Origin of the sequence: Streptomyces sp. f51 (assembly GCF_037940415.1) — a bacterium.
Taxonomy (GTDB): domain Bacteria; phylum Actinomycetota; class Actinomycetes; order Streptomycetales; family Streptomycetaceae; genus Streptomyces.
Genome location: NZ_CP149798.1, coordinates 1,619,447 through 1,637,933 on the forward strand (window position 1 = coordinate 1,619,447; position 18,487 = coordinate 1,637,933).

Sequence of the window (18,487 nt, forward strand, 5' to 3'; positions counted from 1 at the left end):
CTTCGCCTGTCCGCTCTCTCCTACCCGGTCGGGCCGTCGACCGGAAGCCCGTGCTCAGGTGTCCGCCCGCCCCGTTCCCGCCAGCGCCGCCACGCGCTCCACCGCGAACGCGTACCCCTGCACACCGCAGCCGGCGATCACCCCGTCCGCACGCAGCGAGACGTACGAGTGGTGCCGGAACTCCTCGCGCTGGTGGATGTTGGAGATATGGACCTCCACCACAGGAAGCCCGTCGCAGGTGTTGAGCGCATCGAGGATGGCGACGGAGGTGTGCGAGTAGGCGGCCGGGTTGATGACGATGCCGGAGTGGTGCAGACGGGCCTCCTGGATCCAGTCCACCAACTCGCCCTCGTGGTTGGACTGCCGGAAGTCCACCGTGGCGCCGTGCGCGGCCGCCGCCTTGACGCACAGCGCCTCGACGTCCGCCAGCGTGTCGGAGCCGTAGATCTCCGGCTGCCGCTGCCCGAGGAGGTTCAGGTTGGGCCCGTTGAGAATCATGATCGGGGCGCTGGCGAGGGTGCGGGGCACGTTTCCTCCGGTCCATCGGATCTGCCGGTCCGTCAAGGACCGCTGCTCGAACCCGGTTTATCACGATGCGCCGACAACGGGACGGCTCGTAGTCTCCGGCCATGACGACGCCCGCGTACCCTCCCAAGCCCGTACCCGGCGACCGGATCGCCGTGATCTCGCCGTCCAGCGGCCTGCCCGGCCTCTTCCCGCTTCCGTACGAACTGGGCCTGGAGCGGCTGCGCAAGGAGTTCGGGCTGGAACCGGTCGAGTACCCGGCCACCCGGAAGATGGGATCGACCGCGCGGGAACGCGCCGCCGACCTCCACGCGGCGTTCGCCGATCCGACGGTCGGGGCGGTCGTCGCGTCCATCGGGGGCGACGACCAGATCACCGTGCTGCCGCTGCTGGACCGCGAGTTGATCCGGGCGAACCCGAAGCCGTTCTTCGGATACAGCGACAACACGAACCTCCTCGCGTACCTGTGGAACGCCGGAATCGTCGGCTACCACGGAGGGACGGTCATGTGCGAGCTCGGCCGGCCCGGTGCCATGGACCCGCTGACCGCCGAGTCGCTGCGGGCCGCCCTGTTCACGTCCGGGCCCTACGAGTTGCGCCCCGCCGGCCGTTTCCGCGAGGTCGACGTGCCCTGGGAGGCGCCGGAGAGCTTCCTGTCCGAACCGCCGACCGAACCGGGAGCGGGCTGGACCTGGGTCCGCCCGGAGCGGGTGGTCGAGGGCCGTTCCTGGGGCGGCAACATCGAGATCCTGTCGTGGCTGCTGATGGCCGACCGCGAGATCGCCCACGACCTTTCCGTGTACGACGGGCACGTGCTGTTCCTGGAGACCTCGGAGGAGATGCCCGCGGCCGACGACGTCTTCCGGATCCTGCGCGGCATGGGCGAACGCGGACTGCTGGGACGCTTTCCGGCGCTCCTCATGGGGCGCCCGAAGGCTTGGTCGTTCGCCCGTCCCCTGGACCCGGATGCCAGGGCCCGCTACGCCCACGACCAGCGCGAAGCGGTCCTCAGGGCCCTGGACGTATATGCCCCAAACATGATGGTCGTCTTCGATGTAGATCTCGGCCACACCGATCCACAGATCGTCCTTCCTTACGGAGGATCTGTCCGGGTCGACGGACCGGCCCGGCGCATCACCGTCACCTACTGACACACACCGCGCTCCCGTGCGCCCCCGTAACCGCCGATCACTGTGGGTAGTTGATCCGGCATGCACGACGTACGCACCGTGAGGGCGCCCTCCATGCTCCGGCTCGCGGCCGCCTCGCTCACCGGGACGGCCATCGAGTTCTACGACTTCTTCGTCTACGGGACCGCGGCGGCGCTCGTTCTCGGGCCGCTGTTCTTCCCGACGTTCTCACCGCTCGCGGGGACACTGGCCGCCTTCGGGACGTTCGGCGTCGGGTTCGTCGCCCGGCCGCTGGGCTCGGTGCTGTTCGGGCACATCGGGGACCGGCGCGGGAGACGGCCGGTTCTGCTGGCGTCGCTGCTGCTGACCGGCGCGGCGACCGTCGCCGTCGGCTGTGTTCCGACCTACGACCGCATCGGCGCCGCGGCCCCCGTACTGCTGCTGGTGCTGCGCTTCCTTCAGGGGCTCGGACTCGGCGGCGAGTGGGGCGGTGCGGTGCTGCTGACGACCGAGCACGCGCCCGCCGGGCGGCGCGGGCTGTGGTCGAGCTTCCCCCAGATCGGTCCGTCCGTCGGGTTCGTTCTGGCCAACGGCGTGATGCTGGCGCTGTCGTCGGCGCTCTCCGACGCGCAGTTCGCCCAGTGGGGCTGGCGGGTGCCGTTCTGGGGCGCGGGGGTGCTCGCGGTGGCGGGGCTGTGGCTGCGCGGTTCGCTCGACGAGAGCCCACGGTTCCTCGAGATGGACGACCCCGCGCGCGTGCCGTTCGCGGAGGTGGTGCGCGACCACTGGCGGCTCGTCCTTCTGACAGCCGGCGGCCTCGCCGTCGGATACGCCGTCTTCTACACGGTGACGACCTGGGCACTCGCCTACGGCGTCGAACGGCTCGGCGTGAGCCGCACCGTCATGCTGACCTGCATCATGGCCGCCGTGGTGGTGCAGGGAGCGCTGACTCCCCTGGCGGCGCTGCTGGGGGACCGCTACGGACGGCGGCCGCTGTGCATGGCGGGCTGCGCGGCCGCCGCGCTGTGGATGTTCCCGATGATCGGCCTGCTGTCGACCGGCGAACCGCTGCTGATGTTCGCCGGCTTCCTGGTGGCGCTCATCGCCTTCATCACGATGTTCGCGGTGATCGCCGCCTATCTCCCGGAGCTGTACGAGCCCCGGGTGCGCTGCACGGGCGCGGCCGTCGGATACAACCTGGGCGGCGTCCTCGGGGGCGCGCTCACACCGGTCGTGGCGACGGCGGTGGCGAGCGGGGAGCGCGTGCCCTGGGGTGTCGCCGCCTATCTGACGGGGATCGCCCTGCTGAGCCTCGGGTGCTTCGCGCTGCTGCCGGAGACCCGGCCGGTGCCCAGGCTGTCGGTCGCACCCGTCACGGACTGAGCCCCGGTGGTCCCCCGGGCCCCGGTCAGGGGTTGACGGCCAGTTCCAGATAGGCGGCGAACAGGACCAGATGGACGCCTCCCTGGAGCGGGGTGGCCCGCCCGGGCACGACCGTCAGGGAGCTCACGACCACGGTCAGGGCGAGCAGCACCATCTCCGTGGGGCCGAGGCCGAGAACGAGTGGTCCGGAGAGCCAGAGAGAGGCCAGGGCGACGGCGGGGATGGTCAGTCCGATGCTGGCCATCGCGGATCCGAGGGCGAGGTTGAGGCTGGTCTGGACCCGGTCCCGGCGGGCGGCGCGCAGTGCCGCGATGGTTTCGGGGAGCAGCACGAGCAGCGCGATGATCACACCGACCACGGAGTGCGGCATGCCGGCGGCCTCGACCCCGGACTCGATGGTGGGCGACACGCCTTTGGCGAGACCGACCACACCGACCAGGGCCAGACCGAGGAGCCCCAGGCTGACCCGCGCGTCACGGGCGGAGGGCGCGTCGGCGTGGTCGTCCACGTCGATGACCTTGCCCTGCTGGGTGATCGGCAGGAAGTAGTCACGGTGCCGGACGGTCTGGGTCGCCACGAACAGGCCGTACAGCACCAGCGAGGCGACCGCGGCGAAGGTGAGTTGCGCGGAGGAGAACTCCGGGCCCGGCTTGCTGGTGGTGAAGGTCGGGAAGACGAGGCTGAGTGTCGCGAGCGTCGCGACGGTCGCGAGGGCGGCACCTGTTCCTTCGGCGTTGAACACGGCGAGCCCATGACGCAGCGACGCGACGAGCAGACACACGCCGACGATCCCGTTGCAGGTGATCATCACCGCGGCGAACACCGTGTCGCGGGCCAGTGTCGAACTCTTGGCACCGCCGTCCGCCATCAGGGTCACGATGAGGGCGACTTCGATGATCGTGACCGCGACGGCGAGGACGAGGGATCCGAAGGGCTCCCCCACCCGGTGCGCGACCACCTCGGCGTGATGGACCGCGGCGAGCACGGAACCCGCGAGGACCAGCGTCACCAGTGCGACGAGAGCGGCCGGCAGGTCGCGGCCCCAGGTGAAGGCCAGCAACACCACCGCGATCACGGGGACCACGGCGGTCCACTGTGTCACGAGTGACCTGAGCCGAACGATCATGCCGCGATCGTCGCAGCCGCGGACGTGCCCCGCACTCCGGCGGCACGGCACCCGCCCCGGAATCGCGACGGCCGAACCCCGCCGGACGCCGGGAGCGGTGACCGGGTGCCGTTCGGCACCGGGAGCGAGATGCCGGCTGACACCCGGATCGCCGGCCTGGTGCCGTCCCGAGCCGGGAGCGGTGGCCGGCGATGCTCCATGCACCGCCCCCGGGGGTGATGGTCGGCGCGTGCGACGCGGTCAGACGTCAACGCTCTCCTTCGAAGCACTCTCGGTCCGCTCGCGCGCCTCCTGCTTCCTGGTGGCCATGAGGCTGGTGATCGTGGTGACCACGAGGACCGCGCAGATCACGCCGAGCGAGACCGGGATGGATATCTCGGGAACATGGACACCGGACTCGTGCAGCGCGTGCAGGACCAGCTTGATGCCGATGAATCCGAGGATGACCGACAGGCCGTAGCTCAGGTGGACCAGCTTCTTGAGCAGGCCGCCGATGAGGAAGTACAGCTGCCGCAGGCCCATCAGCGCGAAGGCGTTGGCCGTGAAGACGATGTACGGATCCTGGGTCAGGCCGAAGATCGCGGGGATCGAGTCGAGTGCGAAGAGCACGTCGGTGGTGCCGATCGCCAGCATCACGACCAGCATCGGCGTCATGACGCGCTTGCCGTTCTGGCGGATCCACAGCTTGGTGCCGTGATAGCGGTCGGCCACGCCGAACCGCCGCTCGGCGGCCTTGAGGAGCTTGTTCTCCTCGAACTCCTCGTCGTCCTCGTCGGCCCGGGCCTCCTGGATCAGCTTCCAGGCGGTGTAGATGAGGAACGCGCCGAAGATGTAGAAGACCCACGCGAAGTTCGCGATGATCGCGGCGCCCGCGGCGATGAACACCGTACGCAGGACGAGCGCTATGAGGACGCCCACGAGGAGCACCCGCTGCTGATACTTCGAGGGCACCGCGAACTTCGCCATGATCAGGACGAAGACGAAGAGGTTGTCGACACTCAGCGACTTCTCGGTGATGAAGCCGGCGAAGAACTCTCCGGCGGGCTGTCCGCCGGCGAAGAGGAGCAGTCCGAGTCCGAACAGCCCGGCGAGGGCGATCCAGACGACCGTCCAGATTCCGGCTTCCTTGATCGATACGTCGTGCGGCTTGCGGCCGATGAAGAAGTCGACCGCGATCAGTGCGGCCAGCCCCACGATGGTCAGGACCCACAGGGTCAGGGAAACATCCACTGCGCCTCCGGCAGTACGTAACGGCAGATTTTCAGCGTCGTTCGCCACCGGAGGTCTCTTCCACCCGCGGCCGCCGGGGCGCTGGATGCGCCTCGGGAGCCTGCGGGCCGACGCCCCGGGATCCGATTCGATCCGTATTGACGGGTGCGTCGCAGCAGGTAGGGAGTACTCCCCTCCGTATGGAAAAAGAGTACCCGAATCACCAAGGAAAGGTAAAGGAGTAAGTAAAATAAAGACCAAGTTCGCAGGTCAGGACGGCTTTACTGTTGCTTGGTCAGCCGTTCGGGCGCCAAGTCCCGGGGGCCGCGAGCGGACGAACGTGCGGGGTCGGAGGGGCCGCGGCCGGACGCACCGGGGTCGGCTCAGTGGTTCCACGACCGGCGGGCTTCCGCCACCTGCGCGAGAACCCGTTGGAGCACCTGGCTGTTCGCCGGCACGAGTGCGGGCTCGTACGTCCACGCGTGCCCGACCCATGGATCGGCGAGATGGTCGTCGGGCACCGGTGTGATCCGCAGCAGCGACCGCCACAGGGGGTCGAGCAGTGGCCCGTACGCCGTGGCGTCCTCCCGGTCCGCCACCATCATCAGATGGACACCGACGGCCGGTCCTTCGTCCGCCAGATAGCGGAGCTGGGTGACGGCCCGGTCGTCGAAGCCGTGCGGGAAGTCGTTGACGATCAGCAACTGCTCGGCGGTGTCGAGGTCCGGCGGCAGCGAGTCCGCCGCTCCCCCGCGCAACGCCATCTGCACCAGGTCGACCCGCTGGGTGAGACGGTTCAGTACGTCCGCCACCCCCGATGCGCCCGCGGCCGGAGGACTCCCGAGCACCCCGGACTGCGTCAGCGGTGCCAGCGACGAGGCTCCGGTACCCGCCGGGTCGATGACATGCACGGTGAACTCGCCCGCGGGATAGACCGCGAGCAGCCGGGCCGCGTGTGCCACGGCGGTGTCCATGGCGAGGCGGCGCACCTGGTCGGCATCGGCGAGCGTGCCCTCCAGGGAGGTGCGACCGCTGTCGATCCACAGGCCGCGCTCCAGTGGAAGACACACCAGCATCGGGATGCTCAGGTTCTCGGCCTCGGGCAGCCGGAGGTCGCCGAGCCTCAGCGCCATGGGTATCTCCATGGGGGCGCGGTAGCCGTGCCAGACCGGGTTGTCCCAGCGCGCGTAGGCCATGGGCAGCGCGGGCTCCACGACCTCGGCCTCGGCCGTGAGCTGGGCGAGGTCCCGGTCGAGGGCGGCTCGTGCCTGGTCGACCAGTTGCGCGTGCTTGGCGCGGGCGGCTTCGCGAGCGGCGTCGCCCTGCCCCCCGATCCGGTTGCGCGGGTCGGAGAGGACCTGGTCGAGCTCCTTCTCCATGCGGGAGTCGGCGAAGTCGACGGCGCTGCGGTACGCGGCGACGGTCCGGGCCAGGTCCTCGAACATCCCCCAGACCTGGTTGTAGAGCCGCTCTTCCATGGACCAGCCGGTCGCGTCTCCCGCGACCGGCTGCGCGGGCTGTCCGGGCTGGGCCGGAGGAGCGGTCGGCGGGGGCGGTGGCGGAGCTGTGGTCTGCCGTCCGGGGTGGCTGTAGTCGACCGGACCACCGGCGGTGGACGGCGACGGCGGGGCGGCCGGGGAAAGGCCGGGTTGCACGGGGCCTCCCGCGCGACCGGTCCCGTCGGCCGTGGCTCCCTGCGGAGCGGGGGTGTACGGATTCTGCTGCGGCGGCACGGTCCCTTGGGCGCCCTGGGATCCTGCTCCGCTGTAAGGCTGTTCCGGTCCCTGGGCCGGGGCGGCGGTCTGGCGTGACCGGTCCGCGTCCGGGGTGCGGGGCGGGGGCGCCGCCACCGACCGTGCCATGCCCCGGGCCACCGCTTCGTTGATGCCGGCCGCGAGCTGCCGGGCCTCCGGAAGTCCCTGGTCGGCGAGGAGGTCGGCGAGCCCGCCCGCGTAGCCCTGGCCGACGGCGCGCACCTTCCAGGCTCCCTGCCTGCGGTAGAGCTCCAGGGCCACGACGGCGGACTCGGTGTCCAGTCCGGTGACGGTGTAGCTGGCGACTTCGCGACCGTCGAGGCCGGTGACCGCGACGAAGGGGGCGGCGACGGCGCCGAACCGGACCGGTCCGCCGACGCCGGTGGGCAGCGCGAGCAGCACGCTGACCCGGTGCACGTCCTGCGGCAGGGCGCCCAGGTCGAACGCCAGTCGGTGGTCGGCCGCCGCCTGCTTGGAGACTTCGAGTCCGGGGAGCGTGGGCGCGCCCGGGTGGATCACCCACTCGACGCCCCGGACCCTGCCCTGCTCGTCGCTGAGCGTGGCCCCCGCCACGATCGGCTTGCCGGCCGAGATCCGGACCTCGAGACGGACCTCGGAGAGCGGGTGGTTCTGTCCCCTGACCAGCTCGGCCGTCATCGCCTTGTCCCCCTGTGTCGCTGCGTGCGTCTGCGCCGGCCGCTCAGAGGTGCGGCAGTATGGCGGGCATCAGGTCCTGGAACGTGCGGCCGTTGGCCGGCGTGCCGAGGGCCGTCATCTGCCAGCCGCTTCCGGAGCGGTGCACCTTCGCCATGATCTGGGCCGTGTACTGGCCGCCGCCGGCCAGGGTGTAGCGCGCGAGCTCCTGGCCGTTGGTCTCGTCGACCAGACGGCAGAACGCGTTCTGCACTTCCTGGAAGGTCTGGCCCGTGAAGGAGTTCACGGTGAAGATGATCTGGTCGATGTGGACCGGGACGCGCTGGAGGTCGACGAGGATGGACTCGTCGTCACCGCCCTGGCCCGCACCGCCGACGAGGTTGTCACCGGTGTGCCGCACCGAGCCGTCGTCGCTGACGAGGTGACGGAAGAAGACCACGTCGACGGGCTGCTTGTCGGCGAACAGCACGGCGGACGCGTCGAGGTCGATCTCGCGGGTGCGCGAGCCGAACAGGCCGCGCCGGGGGGCCGCCTGCCAGCCGAGTCCCATACGGACCGCGGTCAGCGTGCCCCCGTCGTTCTTCTGCAGACTGATGGCCTGACCCTTGGTCATATTGACCGTCACGCGCTGTCCCCTCTCGAACTGTCCCCTGTTGCCGCGGAATCCGCGGATGAACAGAACCCTACGCAGCGGCACTGACAGCGCCGAAGCCCGGGCCGCACTTTGTGTCGGTCTTGCAACACATCACGCATCGGCCGGGATCCGGCGCCGTCGAGGCGACCGTCAGGCGATTCCCGCCTCCTTCATCTGCCGCAGTTCCTTCTTCATCTCGGACACCTCGTCGCGCAGACGGGCCGCGATCTCGAACTGGAGGTCGGCCGCCGCGGCGCGCATCCGTTCCGTCAGGTCCTCGATCTGCTGGGCGAGTTCGGCCGCGGGGCGGTCGGTCGGCACCGCGGCCTTGTCCTTGGCGGACTTGGCGGCTCGGGTCGCCTTGGCGCCCAGCGCGGGCACCGGGGCCTTGGCGCCCTTGCCGTCCTTCGTCTTGCGGTAGCCGGAGCCGAGGAGCTGCTCGGTGTCGACGTCCTCGCGGGCGATCTGCGCCACGATGTCGTTGATCTTCTTGCGCAGCGGCTGCGGGTCGATGCCCCGCTCCTTGTTGTACGCGATCTGCTTCTCGCGGCGGCGGTTGGTCTCCTCGATGGCCTTCTCCATCGCCGGGGTGATCCGGTCCGCGTACATGTGGACCTGGCCGGAGACATTGCGCGCCGCGCGGCCGATGGTCTGGATCAGGGAGGTTCCCGAGCGCAGGAAGCCCTCCTTGTCGGCGTCGAGGATCGCCACCAGGGAGACCTCGGGAAGGTCGAGGCCCTCGCGCAGCAGGTTGATGCCGACCAGGACGTCGAACTCGCCGGCGCGCAGTTCGCGCAGCAGCTCGACGCGGCGCAGGGTGTCGACGTCGCTGTGCAGATAGCGCACCTGGATGCCCAGTTCCAGGAAGTAGTCGGTGAGGTCCTCGGCCATCTTCTTGGTGAGCGTGGTGACCAGGACGCGCTCGTCCTTCTCGGTGCGCTGCCGGATCTCGTGCACGAGGTCGTCGATCTGGCCCTCGGTGGACTTGACGACCACCTGGGGGTCGATCAGGCCGGTGGGACGGATGATCTGCTCGACGTAGCCGTCCGAGCGGGAGAGTTCGTAGTTGCCCGGGGTGGCCGAGAGGTAGACGGTCTGGCCGATCCGCTGCTGGAACTCCTCCCACTTCAGGGGGCGGTTGTCCAGGGCGGAGGGCAGCCGGAAGCCGTGGTCGACGAGGGTGCGCTTGCGCGAGGCGTCGCCTTCGTACATCGCGCCGATCTGCGGGACGGTGACGTGCGACTCGTCGATGACGAGGAGGAAGTCCTCCGGGAAGTAGTCGATCAGCGTGTTCGGCGCGGAGCCCGGCTGACGGCCGTCGAAGTGCATCGAGTAGTTCTCGACACCGGAGCAGGAGCCGATCTGGCGGAGCATCTCGATGTCGTACGTGGTCCGCATGCGCAGGCGCTGGGCCTCCAGGAGCTTGCTCTGCTTCTCCAGCTCGGCGAGGCGTTCGCCCAGCTCCTTCTCGATGTCGTTGACGGCGCGCTCCATGCGTTCGGGGCCCGCCACGTAGTGGGACGCGGGGAAGACGTAGATCTGGTCGTCGTCGCTGATGACCTCGCCGGTCAGCGGGTGCAGCGTGGACAGGGCCTCGATCTCGTCGCCGAACATCTCGATGCGGACCGCGAGCTCCTCGTAGACCGGGAAGATCTCGATCGTGTCGCCGCGGACCCGGAAGGTGCCGCGGGCGAAGGCGACGTCGTTGCGGGAGTACTGGATGTCGACGAAGCGGCGCAGCAGGGCGTCGCGGTCGATCTCGTCGCCGACCTTGAGGCTGACCATCCGGTCCACGTACTCCTGGGGAGTACCGAGGCCGTAGATGCAGGACACCGAGGCGACCACGACGACGTCACGGCGGGTCAGCAGGGAGTTGGTCGCGGAGTGGCGCAGGCGCTCCACCTCCTCGTTGACCGAGGAGTCCTTCTCGATGTAGGTGTCCGACTGCGGGACGTACGCCTCGGGCTGGTAGTAGTCGTAGTACGAGACGAAGTATTCGACGGCGTTGTTCGGCAGCAGCTCGCGGAACTCGTTGGCCAGCTGGGCGGCCAGCGTCTTGTTCGGTGCCATGACGAGCGTGGGGCGCTGGAGCTTCTCGATCATCCACGCGGTAGTGGCGGACTTGCCGGTGCCGGTCGCGCCCAGCAGGACGACATCCTTCTCACCTGCGCGGATGCGCTTCTCCAGGTCGGCGATGGCCGTGGGCTGGTCACCGCTCGGCTGGAAGTGGCTGACGACCTCGAAGGGCGCCACCGAACGTTCAATCTTGGATACGGGCCGCATGGATCCACCGTACGACCCCGCACTGACAACCGGGCCGGATCACCTGCTCTGCGGGGTCCGCGAGCGCCGGTAGGAGGGTTCCCGCACGGGGTGGACGGCCGGTCGGCGGCCGGTGTGCGCGGGGCCGGGATGGGCCGGGACGCCCGGCAGCCGGATCTCGGCGGGGCGCCGGTCGGGCTTGCCGACGATCATCTGCGGATCGAACATCACGACGACGCCCGCCAGACACAGGAGGGCCAGCGGGCCGATCATCATGGGCGCGAGCAGGGCGGCGGCCGAGTCCCCTGCGGGGGTGCCGCCGGCCGGACCGTGCAGATGGACGCTGAGCGCGGCCATGCCCGTGTAGTGCATGCCGCTGACGGCCAGCCCCATGACGAGACTCGCCCCCACGCTCCAGAGGAAACCGCGCACCTGCCCGGCGGCCCAGAGAGCGGCGATGGCGGCCACGACGGCGATGACGACCGAGGCGGCGACGGTGAAGGTGTTGTAGGCGAGGTTCCCGTTGAGCCGCATGCCGGCCATGCCCAGGTAGTGCATCGAGGCGATGCCCAGGCCGGTGACGGTCCCACCGGTGAAGAGCGCAGGCCCGGTGGCGCCCTGGTAGCCGACGATGAAGATCCCGGCACCGACCATCAGGACGGCGACGCCCAGGCTCGCGAACGTCGTCGGCCGGTCGTAGTGGACGGGGCTCTCCTCGACCGTGAACCCCATCATCGCGATGAAGTGCATCGTCCAGATGCCGGAGGCGATCGCGACCGAGCCGAGGGCGAGCCAGGCGGCCCGCCAGGGGCCGGCGACGCACATGGATCTGGTGGTGCAGCGCAGGCCGAGCGCCCCACCCAGGCAGGCCATGAAATACGCCACCAGCGGTGTGACGAGTCCGTAGGTGAAGCCGTCGACCGTGCCTTGCATGCGCGGCTGCCTTTCCCGCCCTGTTGCTCCTGGAACCGACCGAAACGCCCCCGCGGCCCGGACCGCCGGAGCGGACCGGGTTGAAGGAGAGAGTACGACCCCACCGGAATGGTCGAACGATAATCCTGCAAACAATCACGACCTCTCCCCAGTTGTGCCCTGGCAGTGGCCCGACTTGGACAACTCCATTCAATCCGCGGCCATCTCGCTTCCCCCCTCCGTCGACTCTCTGCTGTCAATCTTGTGCTGTCCGTGATCACCCGACGCGAGGAGAACGCATGCACGCGCGCGTTGCCGCCGCCACGACCGCCGCGCTTCTTGGGGGAGCCGTTCTGATACTGCCCAGCCCGCACGCCAAGGCCGGCGGTCGGATCACGGCACCGCTGGTCGTCGCCCATCGCGGCGCATCGGCATACGCTCCGGAGAACACTCTGGCCTCCATCGACCGCGCGGCCGAACTGGGCTTCCACTGGGTCGAGAACGACGTCCAGCGCACCCGTGACGGGCAGTTGGTCGTCCTCCACGACGCCTCTCTGGCGCGCACGACGGACGTCAAGCGGGTCTATCCCGGGCGGAGCCCGTGGAACGTCAAGGACTTCACGGCGGCGGAGATCGCCCGCCTGGACGCCGGGAGCTGGTTCGGCCCGCGATTCGCGGGCGCGAAGGTTCCGACGTTGCGCGACTACATGGAACGCGTCTCGCGCAACCACCAGAAACTCGTCCTGGAGATCAAGAATCCTGAGCTGTATCCGGGCATCGAGCGGCAGACGGTCAAACTGCTGAGCAACGAGGGCTGGCTCGACCCGGTCCACCTTCGGGACAGGCTGATCGTCCAGAGCTTCAGCGCGGACAGTGTCCGGACCGTGCACCGGTTGCGGCCCGGCATCACGACGGCCTTCCTCGGGACCCCACCCGTCGCGCGGCTGCCCTGGTACGCGCGGTTCACCGACCAGATCAACTCCGACCACCACGCCCTGTCGCCGGACTACGTCTCGGCGGTCCACGCGCTCCACGGCCCGCACGGCCGGATGAAGGTCTTCGCCTGGACCGTGGACGACGCGGCGACCGCGCGGCGTCTGGCGGGGTTCGGCACGGACGGCGTCATCACGAACACGCCCGACGTGATCCGCGCGGCTCTGCGTTAGCGCGCCGTCGCCCGGTGCGCGGACGGATTCCGGCCGCGCACCGGGCGTTGTCAGTGCCGGGCCGTACGGTGGAGCGCATGGACAGCCACGGGCGGTACGAGCAGCGGATCGTGTGGTCCGTCATCGGCACGGACATCGGTCCGCTCCTCCTCGCCGCGACACCCAACGGCCTGGTCAACGTCGTCTTCCACGCCTCGGACACCGTGCGCGACACGGCGCTCGACCGGCTCGCGTCCCGATTGGGCGCCGAACCCGTCGAGGCGCCCGGGTCACCGCTGCTGGCCGAGGCGATACGCCAGGTGGAGGCGTACTTCGCGGGCGAGCGGCACGACTTCGACCTGCCGCTCGACTGGTCACTGATCTCGGGGTTCAACCGCCAGGTGCTGCGGGAGCTGAACTCGGGCGTTCCGTTCGGCTCCGTCGTGGCCTACGGCGACCTGGCCGGACGGGTCGGAGCCCCCGGAGCGGCCCAGGCCGTGGGGGTGGCCATGGGCTCGAACCCGCTGCCGGTCGTGGCGCCGTGCCACCGCGTGGTCGAGAGCGACGGCAGCATCGGCGGTTTCGGGGGCGGCCTGGAGACCAAGCGGAAACTGCTGGCCCTCGAAGGGGTCCTCCCGGAGCCACTTTTCTGAGGTCCCGGCGGCCGCCGCCGTGGACGCCCAGCGGTGGCCGCCGTCATGGGACGCCGGGCGAGGGGTCCGGTCCGGTTCGCCTACAAGCAGCCGCGTGATCCTCGGGGGCCGTCAGAGGCTGATGTGGTACGCCTTGCGCAGCGTCTCGTGGACGGTCCACGTCGTACGGTCGCCCTCGCGCAGGAACGCGGCGTCACCGGGGCCCACCTCGATGACGTCGCCGCCCTCCACCTCGATGGTGGCGCGGCCGCTGACCACGACGAAGAGTTCGTTGGCCTCCGTGTCGGTCACCACGCCCGGCGTGATCTGCCAGATGCCGCGCAGCTGCTTGCCGTCGGCGGACTCCCACAGGACCTTGCCCGTGACGGCAGGGTCACCCGAGACGATCTGGGCCGGGTCCAGCGGCTCGGGGTCGAGCTCGGCGTCGGGAATGTGCACGGCGAACGAGGGCGTGGCCTGGGAGTTCGTGTTCATGAGCGCACACCCTAAGGGCTTTCCCTCCGCCGGAGGCGCCGGGGGTCGCCCCCCTCTGTCCTGCCGAAGCCGCTTCGAGAAGGCGCGACGACATGGCCCGGTCGTGGCGGATTGGCGTGGCCGAGTCGTAGCGGGGTGGCGTGGCCCAGTCATGGCGGGTTGGCATGGCCGAGTCGTGGCGGGTTGTCCCCCGTGCCGCCGGGCCGCCGTCGTACCTCGCGGCCCGCGAGGGTTTGGCCGGGCCTGCCGCCCGCCAGAGATCCAGGGACGGGAACGTCGACCGACGACTGGAGGCAGCGCGTGATCGTGACGTCCGAAGAGGTGCGGGAGGCGCTCGACGCGCGTCGGCCGGTGGTGGCCCTGGAGTCCACGATCATCGCCCACGGGCTGCCCCGCCCACGCAATCTGGAGGTCGCCCTCGAACTGGAGGACGTCGTTCGCGCGGAGGGCGCCGTACCGGCGACGATCGCGGTCCTGGACGGGCGACCTCACGTCGGCCTGGACAAGAGCCGGCTGGAGCGGATCGCGAACGAGGACGGCATCCGCAAGCTGGGGCACCGGGACCTGCCGCTCGCCGTGGCCGCGGGGGCGAGCGGGGCGACGACCGTGTCCGCGACGGCCCTGCTGGCGGCCCGCGCGGGGATTCGGGTGTTCGCCACGGGAGGGCTCGGCGGTGTGCACCGCGAGTGGACGGTGACGCAGGACGAGTCCGCCGATCTGGGCCTGCTGGCACGCACCCGGATCACGGTGGTGTGCGCCGGCGTCAAGTCGATCCTGGACGTGCCCGCGACCCTTCAGCGTCTGGAGACACTGGGCGTGGCGGTGGCCGGGTACGGCACGGACCGGTTCCCCGGCTTCTATCTGTCCGACTCGGGACACCCCGTCGACTGGACCCTCGACTCCCCCGAGCAGGTCGCCGAGGTGATGCGCGCCCAGGACGCCCTGCACTCCCCCGACTCGTCGCTCGTCGTCGCCAACCCCGTGCCCGAGGAGGAGCAGCTCGATCCCGCGCTGCACGCGCGCGTACTGGCCGAGGCACTGGAGGCCTGCGCGTCGGAGGGTGTGACCGGGCAGGCGGTGACGCCGTTCCTGCTCGCCCATCTGGTCCGGCACACCGACGGCGCCTCACTCGCCGCCAATCTGGCGGCCGTACGCGGCAACGTGCGCCTCGCCGGGCGGATCGCGTCGGCATGGGCGGGGGCGTGAGCAAAACGGACCGGGCCGTCCAGGTCGGCGGTACCGAATCGGCGGACAGCGGCGGCCTCTTCGAGGGCGCTCTGCTCGTCGTCGGGGACGTTGTCACGGATGTGGTCGCACGGCATCGCGGACCGCTGGCGCCCGGCACCGACACGGTCGCCGCCATCCGGACGGTACCGGGCGGCGCGGGTGCCAATGTCGCGTGCTGGGCCGCGCACGAGGGCTGCGCCGACGTACGGCTGCTCGGCCGGGTGGGCGGCGACTCAGCGGCGTGGCACGAGGGCGAACTCAGGGCGGGCGGCGTACGGCCCCTCCTGGTGACCGATCCGACGGCGCCGACCGGGACGGTGATCTGTCTGGTGGACGGCGGCGCCTCGGCGGAGCGTACGTTCCTCACGGACAGCGGGGCGTCATTGCGGCTGGCACCGGAGGACTGGTCGCCCGCTCTGCTCGACGGGGTCGCGCGGCTCCATCTGTCGGGCTACCTGTTCTTCTCCGAACCGAGCCGGGCCCTGGTGTCGGTGGTACTGGAGTCGACGCGCGCGCGGGGTGTTCCGGTGAGCCTCGACCCGGCGTCGGCGGGATTCCTCACCGAGCTGGGCGTGGACCGCTTCCTCGAACTCTGCGCGGGCGTGGACGTCCTGCTGCCCAGCCGTGACGAGGCGTGCCTGCTGACCGGGCTGCCCGATCCGGCCGACGCGGCCGCCAAGCTGAGCCGCCATTTCCCCCTGGTCGTCGCCAAGCTGGGGAGTGAGGGTGCCCTCGTCGCCCGTTCCGGCTCTGTCCGCGCTCGTGTCCCGGCGTCGCGGGCGAGGCCGCGGGACACCACGGGCGCCGGTGACGCCTTCACGGGCGCGTTCCTCGCTGCGCTGCTCGCGGGCGCCGGTCCCGAGGCGGCGGCGACAGCGGGATGCACGGCCGGGGCGAAGGCGGTGGAACGGATCGGCGGACGACCGCCGACCGAGGGCCAGGGACGAACGCCCGCGGAAGATCGCGGACGACCGCCTGTGGAAGACCGCGGACAGCCGCCCACGGAAGATCCCCGACGGGAGGACGGAGAGAGTCAGGCCCGCTGAACACCTCGGCAGGCGGGAACGCGCCTTGCTATCCGGCCTGGCGCCGTATCCGGCCTGGCCCCCGCCCCTCGTCCCCGCTCAGCTCTTGCGCCCCCAGGCCGAGATCATCGGCGCGGTCGCCAGATCCATGGAACCGGCGGCCACGTTCGCGAGGTGCTCGTCGATCTCCTCCCGGGTGGCCAGGCCGGCCGTGACGAGCTGGTCGCGGATCTGACGGACCGTGGCGGCCTCCAGTACGGCGCAGGCGGGTGAGGTGACCGGGAAGTACGCGTCGGCCTCCACGCCGGAGAGACCCGCCTCCCGGAGCAGCCGCGGGAGTTTGCGTCCGTAGGAGAGGTCGGCGCCGCGTTCGGCGAGCAGTTTGCGGAAGCCCTGGCGCAGCCGGTTCGCGAGCCGCTGCTCGGGGCCGTACTCCTCGGGGCAGAGCAGCGGCTGAAGGGCGGGGTCCGCGTCCTCGACGAGAAGCCGGCCACCGGGCCGCAGCGCCTTGATCATCGACCGCAACGCGCGCTCCCTGTCCGGCACATGGACCAGTACGAGCCGGGCGTGCACGAGGTCGAAGCCCTCCCCCGGCGGTTCCTCGGCGCCCACGTCGTGGACGCGGACCTCGACCGGCGGGCGTGCCACGGAGGCCGCCCACGAGGTGTCGATGTCGGTGGCGACGACCTTCCCCGTCGGACCGACCTTCTTGGCGAGCCAGGACACGACGGACGTGCCGCCGGCCCCGACCTCCCAGCAGCGCCAGCCGGATCCCACGCCGAAGCGCTCCATGTGCCGGAACGTCGTGGGGTCGAAGAGAGTGGCGAGGGCCTCGAAACGCCGGCCCGCCTCCGTCTGCTGGTTGTCGAGGAGATACCCGTCGGCTCGCGTCATGGGGAGATCATCCCAGCCGACCCGCTCCACGCTGATCGGCGACGCTCCCGATGTCGGCATGGACGCCATACGAGGTGACCGGGCCGCTCGGGCCACCCTGAGGGCCGCGACCGCTCAGGCCGCCCTGACGGCAGCGTCCGCTCAGGCCGTCCTGCCGGCAGCGACCGCTCCGGCTGCCCCGACAGCAACGGCCGCCTCAACCGTCTGAGCATCTGCAACGCGGAACGGAATGCTCCGTTCCCACAGCCTTTTCCGGTCTGCGTCCATGCCTGGCAGACTGGCGCGCCAGGCGCAAAGTGCGGCCCGAGGAGATCCACGCGAGGAGATCCAGATGTCCATGGCAGGGAATTTGCGGAGGGTGACGGCTCTCGGCGCGGTCGACGGCCTCCGCAGAGTGGCACGGCTGACGCGGCGGCACCGCCGTGTCGACCTGAGTCACCCCGCCCGGTCGCCGCTGGGCTCCGCGGTGGTGAACTGCGTCGCCTACCGCGACGGTGTACGGATCCCCGAAGGCCGCGACCTGGTCGACACCGTGCAGCGGATCCGCAAGCGCGACGAGGGATTCGTCTGGCTCGGGCTGCACGAACCGACCGACATGGAGTTCGCGGGCATCGCGGAGCTCTTCGACCTGCACCCCCTGGCCGTCGAGGACGCGGTGGAGGCGCATCAGCGTCCGAAGCTGGAGCGGTACGGCGACACGCTGTTCGCGGTGTTCAAAACCGTCTGCTACGTCGAGCACAAGGAGCTGACGGCGACCAGCGAGGTGGTGAACACTGGCGAGATCATGGTGTTCGTCGGTCCGGACTTCGTCATCACCGTGCGGCACGGACGACACGGCTCTCTCGGCCCGCTGCGCGAGGAACTGGAGTCCGACGCGCGGCAGTTGTCCAAGGGGCCGGCCGCGGTGCTGCACGCGATCGCGGACCATGTGGTCGACGACTTCGTGAACGTCACGGACTCGGTCCAGGCGGACATCGACCAGGTCGAGGCCGACGTGTTCGCCGAGAACGGCGCACGCGCCGACGCCGGGCGCATCTACCAGCTCAAGCGTGAACTCCTCGAACTGAAGCGGGCCGTGGTTCCCCTGGCCCGGCCCGTCCAGGAGCTGGCGGCACGACCGGCCCGTGTGGTCGACCCCGAGATACAGGCGTACTTCCGTGACGTCTCGGACCATCTGATGCGGGTCACCGAACAGATAGCCGCCTTCGACGAGTTGCTGAACTCGATCCTCCAGGCGCATCTCGCGCAGGTGACGGTGGCGCAGAACGAGGACATGCGCAAGATCACGGCATGGGCGGCGGTCATCGCCGTCCCCACCATGGTCTGCGGCGTCTACGGAATGAACTTCGACAACATGCCCGAACTGCACTGGAGGTTCGGCTACCCCATCGTCATCGGCGTCATATCCGTCGGCTGTCTCGTCCTGTACCGAGGGTTCCGGCGCAACGGCTGGCTCTGACACCCCACGCGCCCGGAACGG

At 70.3% G+C, this 18,487-nt stretch carries 16 protein-coding genes; 7 read left to right on the forward strand and 9 right to left on the reverse strand.

Going from position 1 to position 18,487, the window contains the following annotated elements:
• Positions 1-54 precede the first annotated feature (54 nt).
• Positions 55-528, reverse strand: a complete 474-nt coding sequence (gene aroQ / locus WJM95_RS07255; RefSeq protein WP_339128701.1) for a type II 3-dehydroquinate dehydratase — start codon at positions 526-528, stop codon at positions 55-57.
• Positions 529-629: 101 nt separating this feature from the next.
• On the opposite strand from aroQ, the gene WJM95_RS07260 reads away from it, so the two are divergent.
• Together WJM95_RS07260 and WJM95_RS07265 are read left to right on the forward strand one after the other, a co-directional pair.
• Entirely contained in the window at positions 630-1,676 is a 1,047-nt protein-coding gene (locus WJM95_RS07260) for a S66 peptidase family protein (RefSeq protein WP_339128702.1), read from the forward strand.
• 60 nt (positions 1,677-1,736) lie between these two features.
• On the forward strand, positions 1,737-3,038 hold the full coding sequence (locus WJM95_RS07265) for an MFS transporter (RefSeq protein WP_339128703.1): 1,302 nt from the start codon (positions 1,737-1,739) through the stop codon (positions 3,036-3,038).
• A gap of 25 nt (positions 3,039-3,063) precedes the next feature.
• Here WJM95_RS07265 and WJM95_RS07270 read toward each other — a convergent pair whose 3' ends face one another.
• The 6 genes from WJM95_RS07270 to WJM95_RS07295 all read right to left on the reverse strand — a co-directional run bounded on the left by WJM95_RS07270 (position 3,064) and on the right by WJM95_RS07295 (position 11,610).
• A complete protein-coding gene (locus WJM95_RS07270) occupies positions 3,064-4,164 on the reverse strand; it encodes an ionic transporter y4hA (RefSeq protein ID WP_339128704.1) in 1,101 nt (366 codons plus the stop codon).
• Between the two features lie 240 nt (positions 4,165-4,404).
• A complete protein-coding gene (locus WJM95_RS07275) occupies positions 4,405-5,394 on the reverse strand; it encodes a TerC family protein (protein ID WP_339128705.1) in 990 nt (329 codons plus the stop codon).
• A gap of 362 nt (positions 5,395-5,756) precedes the next feature.
• Entirely contained in the window at positions 5,757-7,784 is a 2,028-nt protein-coding gene (locus WJM95_RS07280) for a TerD family protein (protein ID WP_339128706.1), read from the reverse strand.
• Between the two features lie 43 nt (positions 7,785-7,827).
• A complete protein-coding gene (locus tag WJM95_RS07285) occupies positions 7,828-8,406 on the reverse strand; it encodes a TerD family protein (protein ID WP_339128707.1) in 579 nt (192 codons plus the stop codon).
• A gap of 159 nt (positions 8,407-8,565) precedes the next feature.
• On the reverse strand, positions 8,566-10,698 hold the full coding sequence (gene uvrB / locus WJM95_RS07290; protein WP_339128708.1) for an excinuclease ABC subunit UvrB: 2,133 nt from the start codon (positions 10,696-10,698) through the stop codon (positions 8,566-8,568).
• A gap of 39 nt (positions 10,699-10,737) precedes the next feature.
• On the reverse strand, positions 10,738-11,610 hold the full coding sequence (locus WJM95_RS07295) for an MHYT domain-containing protein (RefSeq protein WP_339128709.1): 873 nt from the start codon (positions 11,608-11,610) through the stop codon (positions 10,738-10,740).
• Positions 11,611-11,888: 278 nt separating this feature from the next.
• On the opposite strand from WJM95_RS07295, the gene WJM95_RS07300 reads away from it, so the two are divergent.
• On the forward strand, positions 11,889-12,755 hold the full coding sequence (locus WJM95_RS07300; protein ID WP_339128710.1) for a glycerophosphodiester phosphodiesterase family protein: 867 nt from the start codon (positions 11,889-11,891) through the stop codon (positions 12,753-12,755).
• Between the two features lie 77 nt (positions 12,756-12,832).
• Positions 12,833-13,387, forward strand: coding sequence for a methylated-DNA--[protein]-cysteine S-methyltransferase (locus WJM95_RS07305; protein ID WP_339128712.1), 555 nt, complete (start codon positions 12,833-12,835; stop codon positions 13,385-13,387).
• Positions 13,388-13,498: 111 nt separating this feature from the next.
• On the opposite strand, the gene WJM95_RS07310 is transcribed toward WJM95_RS07305, so the two are convergent.
• A complete protein-coding gene (locus WJM95_RS07310) occupies positions 13,499-13,861 on the reverse strand; it encodes a cupin domain-containing protein (RefSeq protein ID WP_339128713.1) in 363 nt (120 codons plus the stop codon).
• Between the two features lie 300 nt (positions 13,862-14,161).
• Here WJM95_RS07310 and WJM95_RS07315 point away from each other — a divergent pair, with 300 nt between their 5' ends.
• Both WJM95_RS07315 and WJM95_RS07320 read left to right on the forward strand, forming a co-directional pair.
• Entirely contained in the window at positions 14,162-15,067 is a 906-nt protein-coding gene (locus WJM95_RS07315) for a pseudouridine-5'-phosphate glycosidase (RefSeq protein ID WP_339128714.1), read from the forward strand.
• A gap of 71 nt (positions 15,068-15,138) precedes the next feature.
• Positions 15,139-16,134, forward strand: a complete 996-nt coding sequence (locus tag WJM95_RS07320; RefSeq protein ID WP_339135404.1) for a PfkB family carbohydrate kinase — start codon at positions 15,139-15,141, stop codon at positions 16,132-16,134.
• Between the two features lie 78 nt (positions 16,135-16,212).
• On the opposite strand, the gene WJM95_RS07325 is transcribed toward WJM95_RS07320, so the two are convergent.
• A complete protein-coding gene (locus WJM95_RS07325; RefSeq protein WP_339128715.1) occupies positions 16,213-17,007 on the reverse strand; it encodes a methyltransferase domain-containing protein in 795 nt (264 codons plus the stop codon).
• Between the two features lie 331 nt (positions 17,008-17,338).
• Between WJM95_RS07325 and WJM95_RS07330 the strand changes: the two genes are divergently transcribed.
• Entirely contained in the window at positions 17,339-18,466 is a 1,128-nt protein-coding gene (locus tag WJM95_RS07330; protein ID WP_339128716.1) for a magnesium and cobalt transport protein CorA, read from the forward strand.
• Positions 18,467-18,487 lie beyond the last annotated feature (21 nt).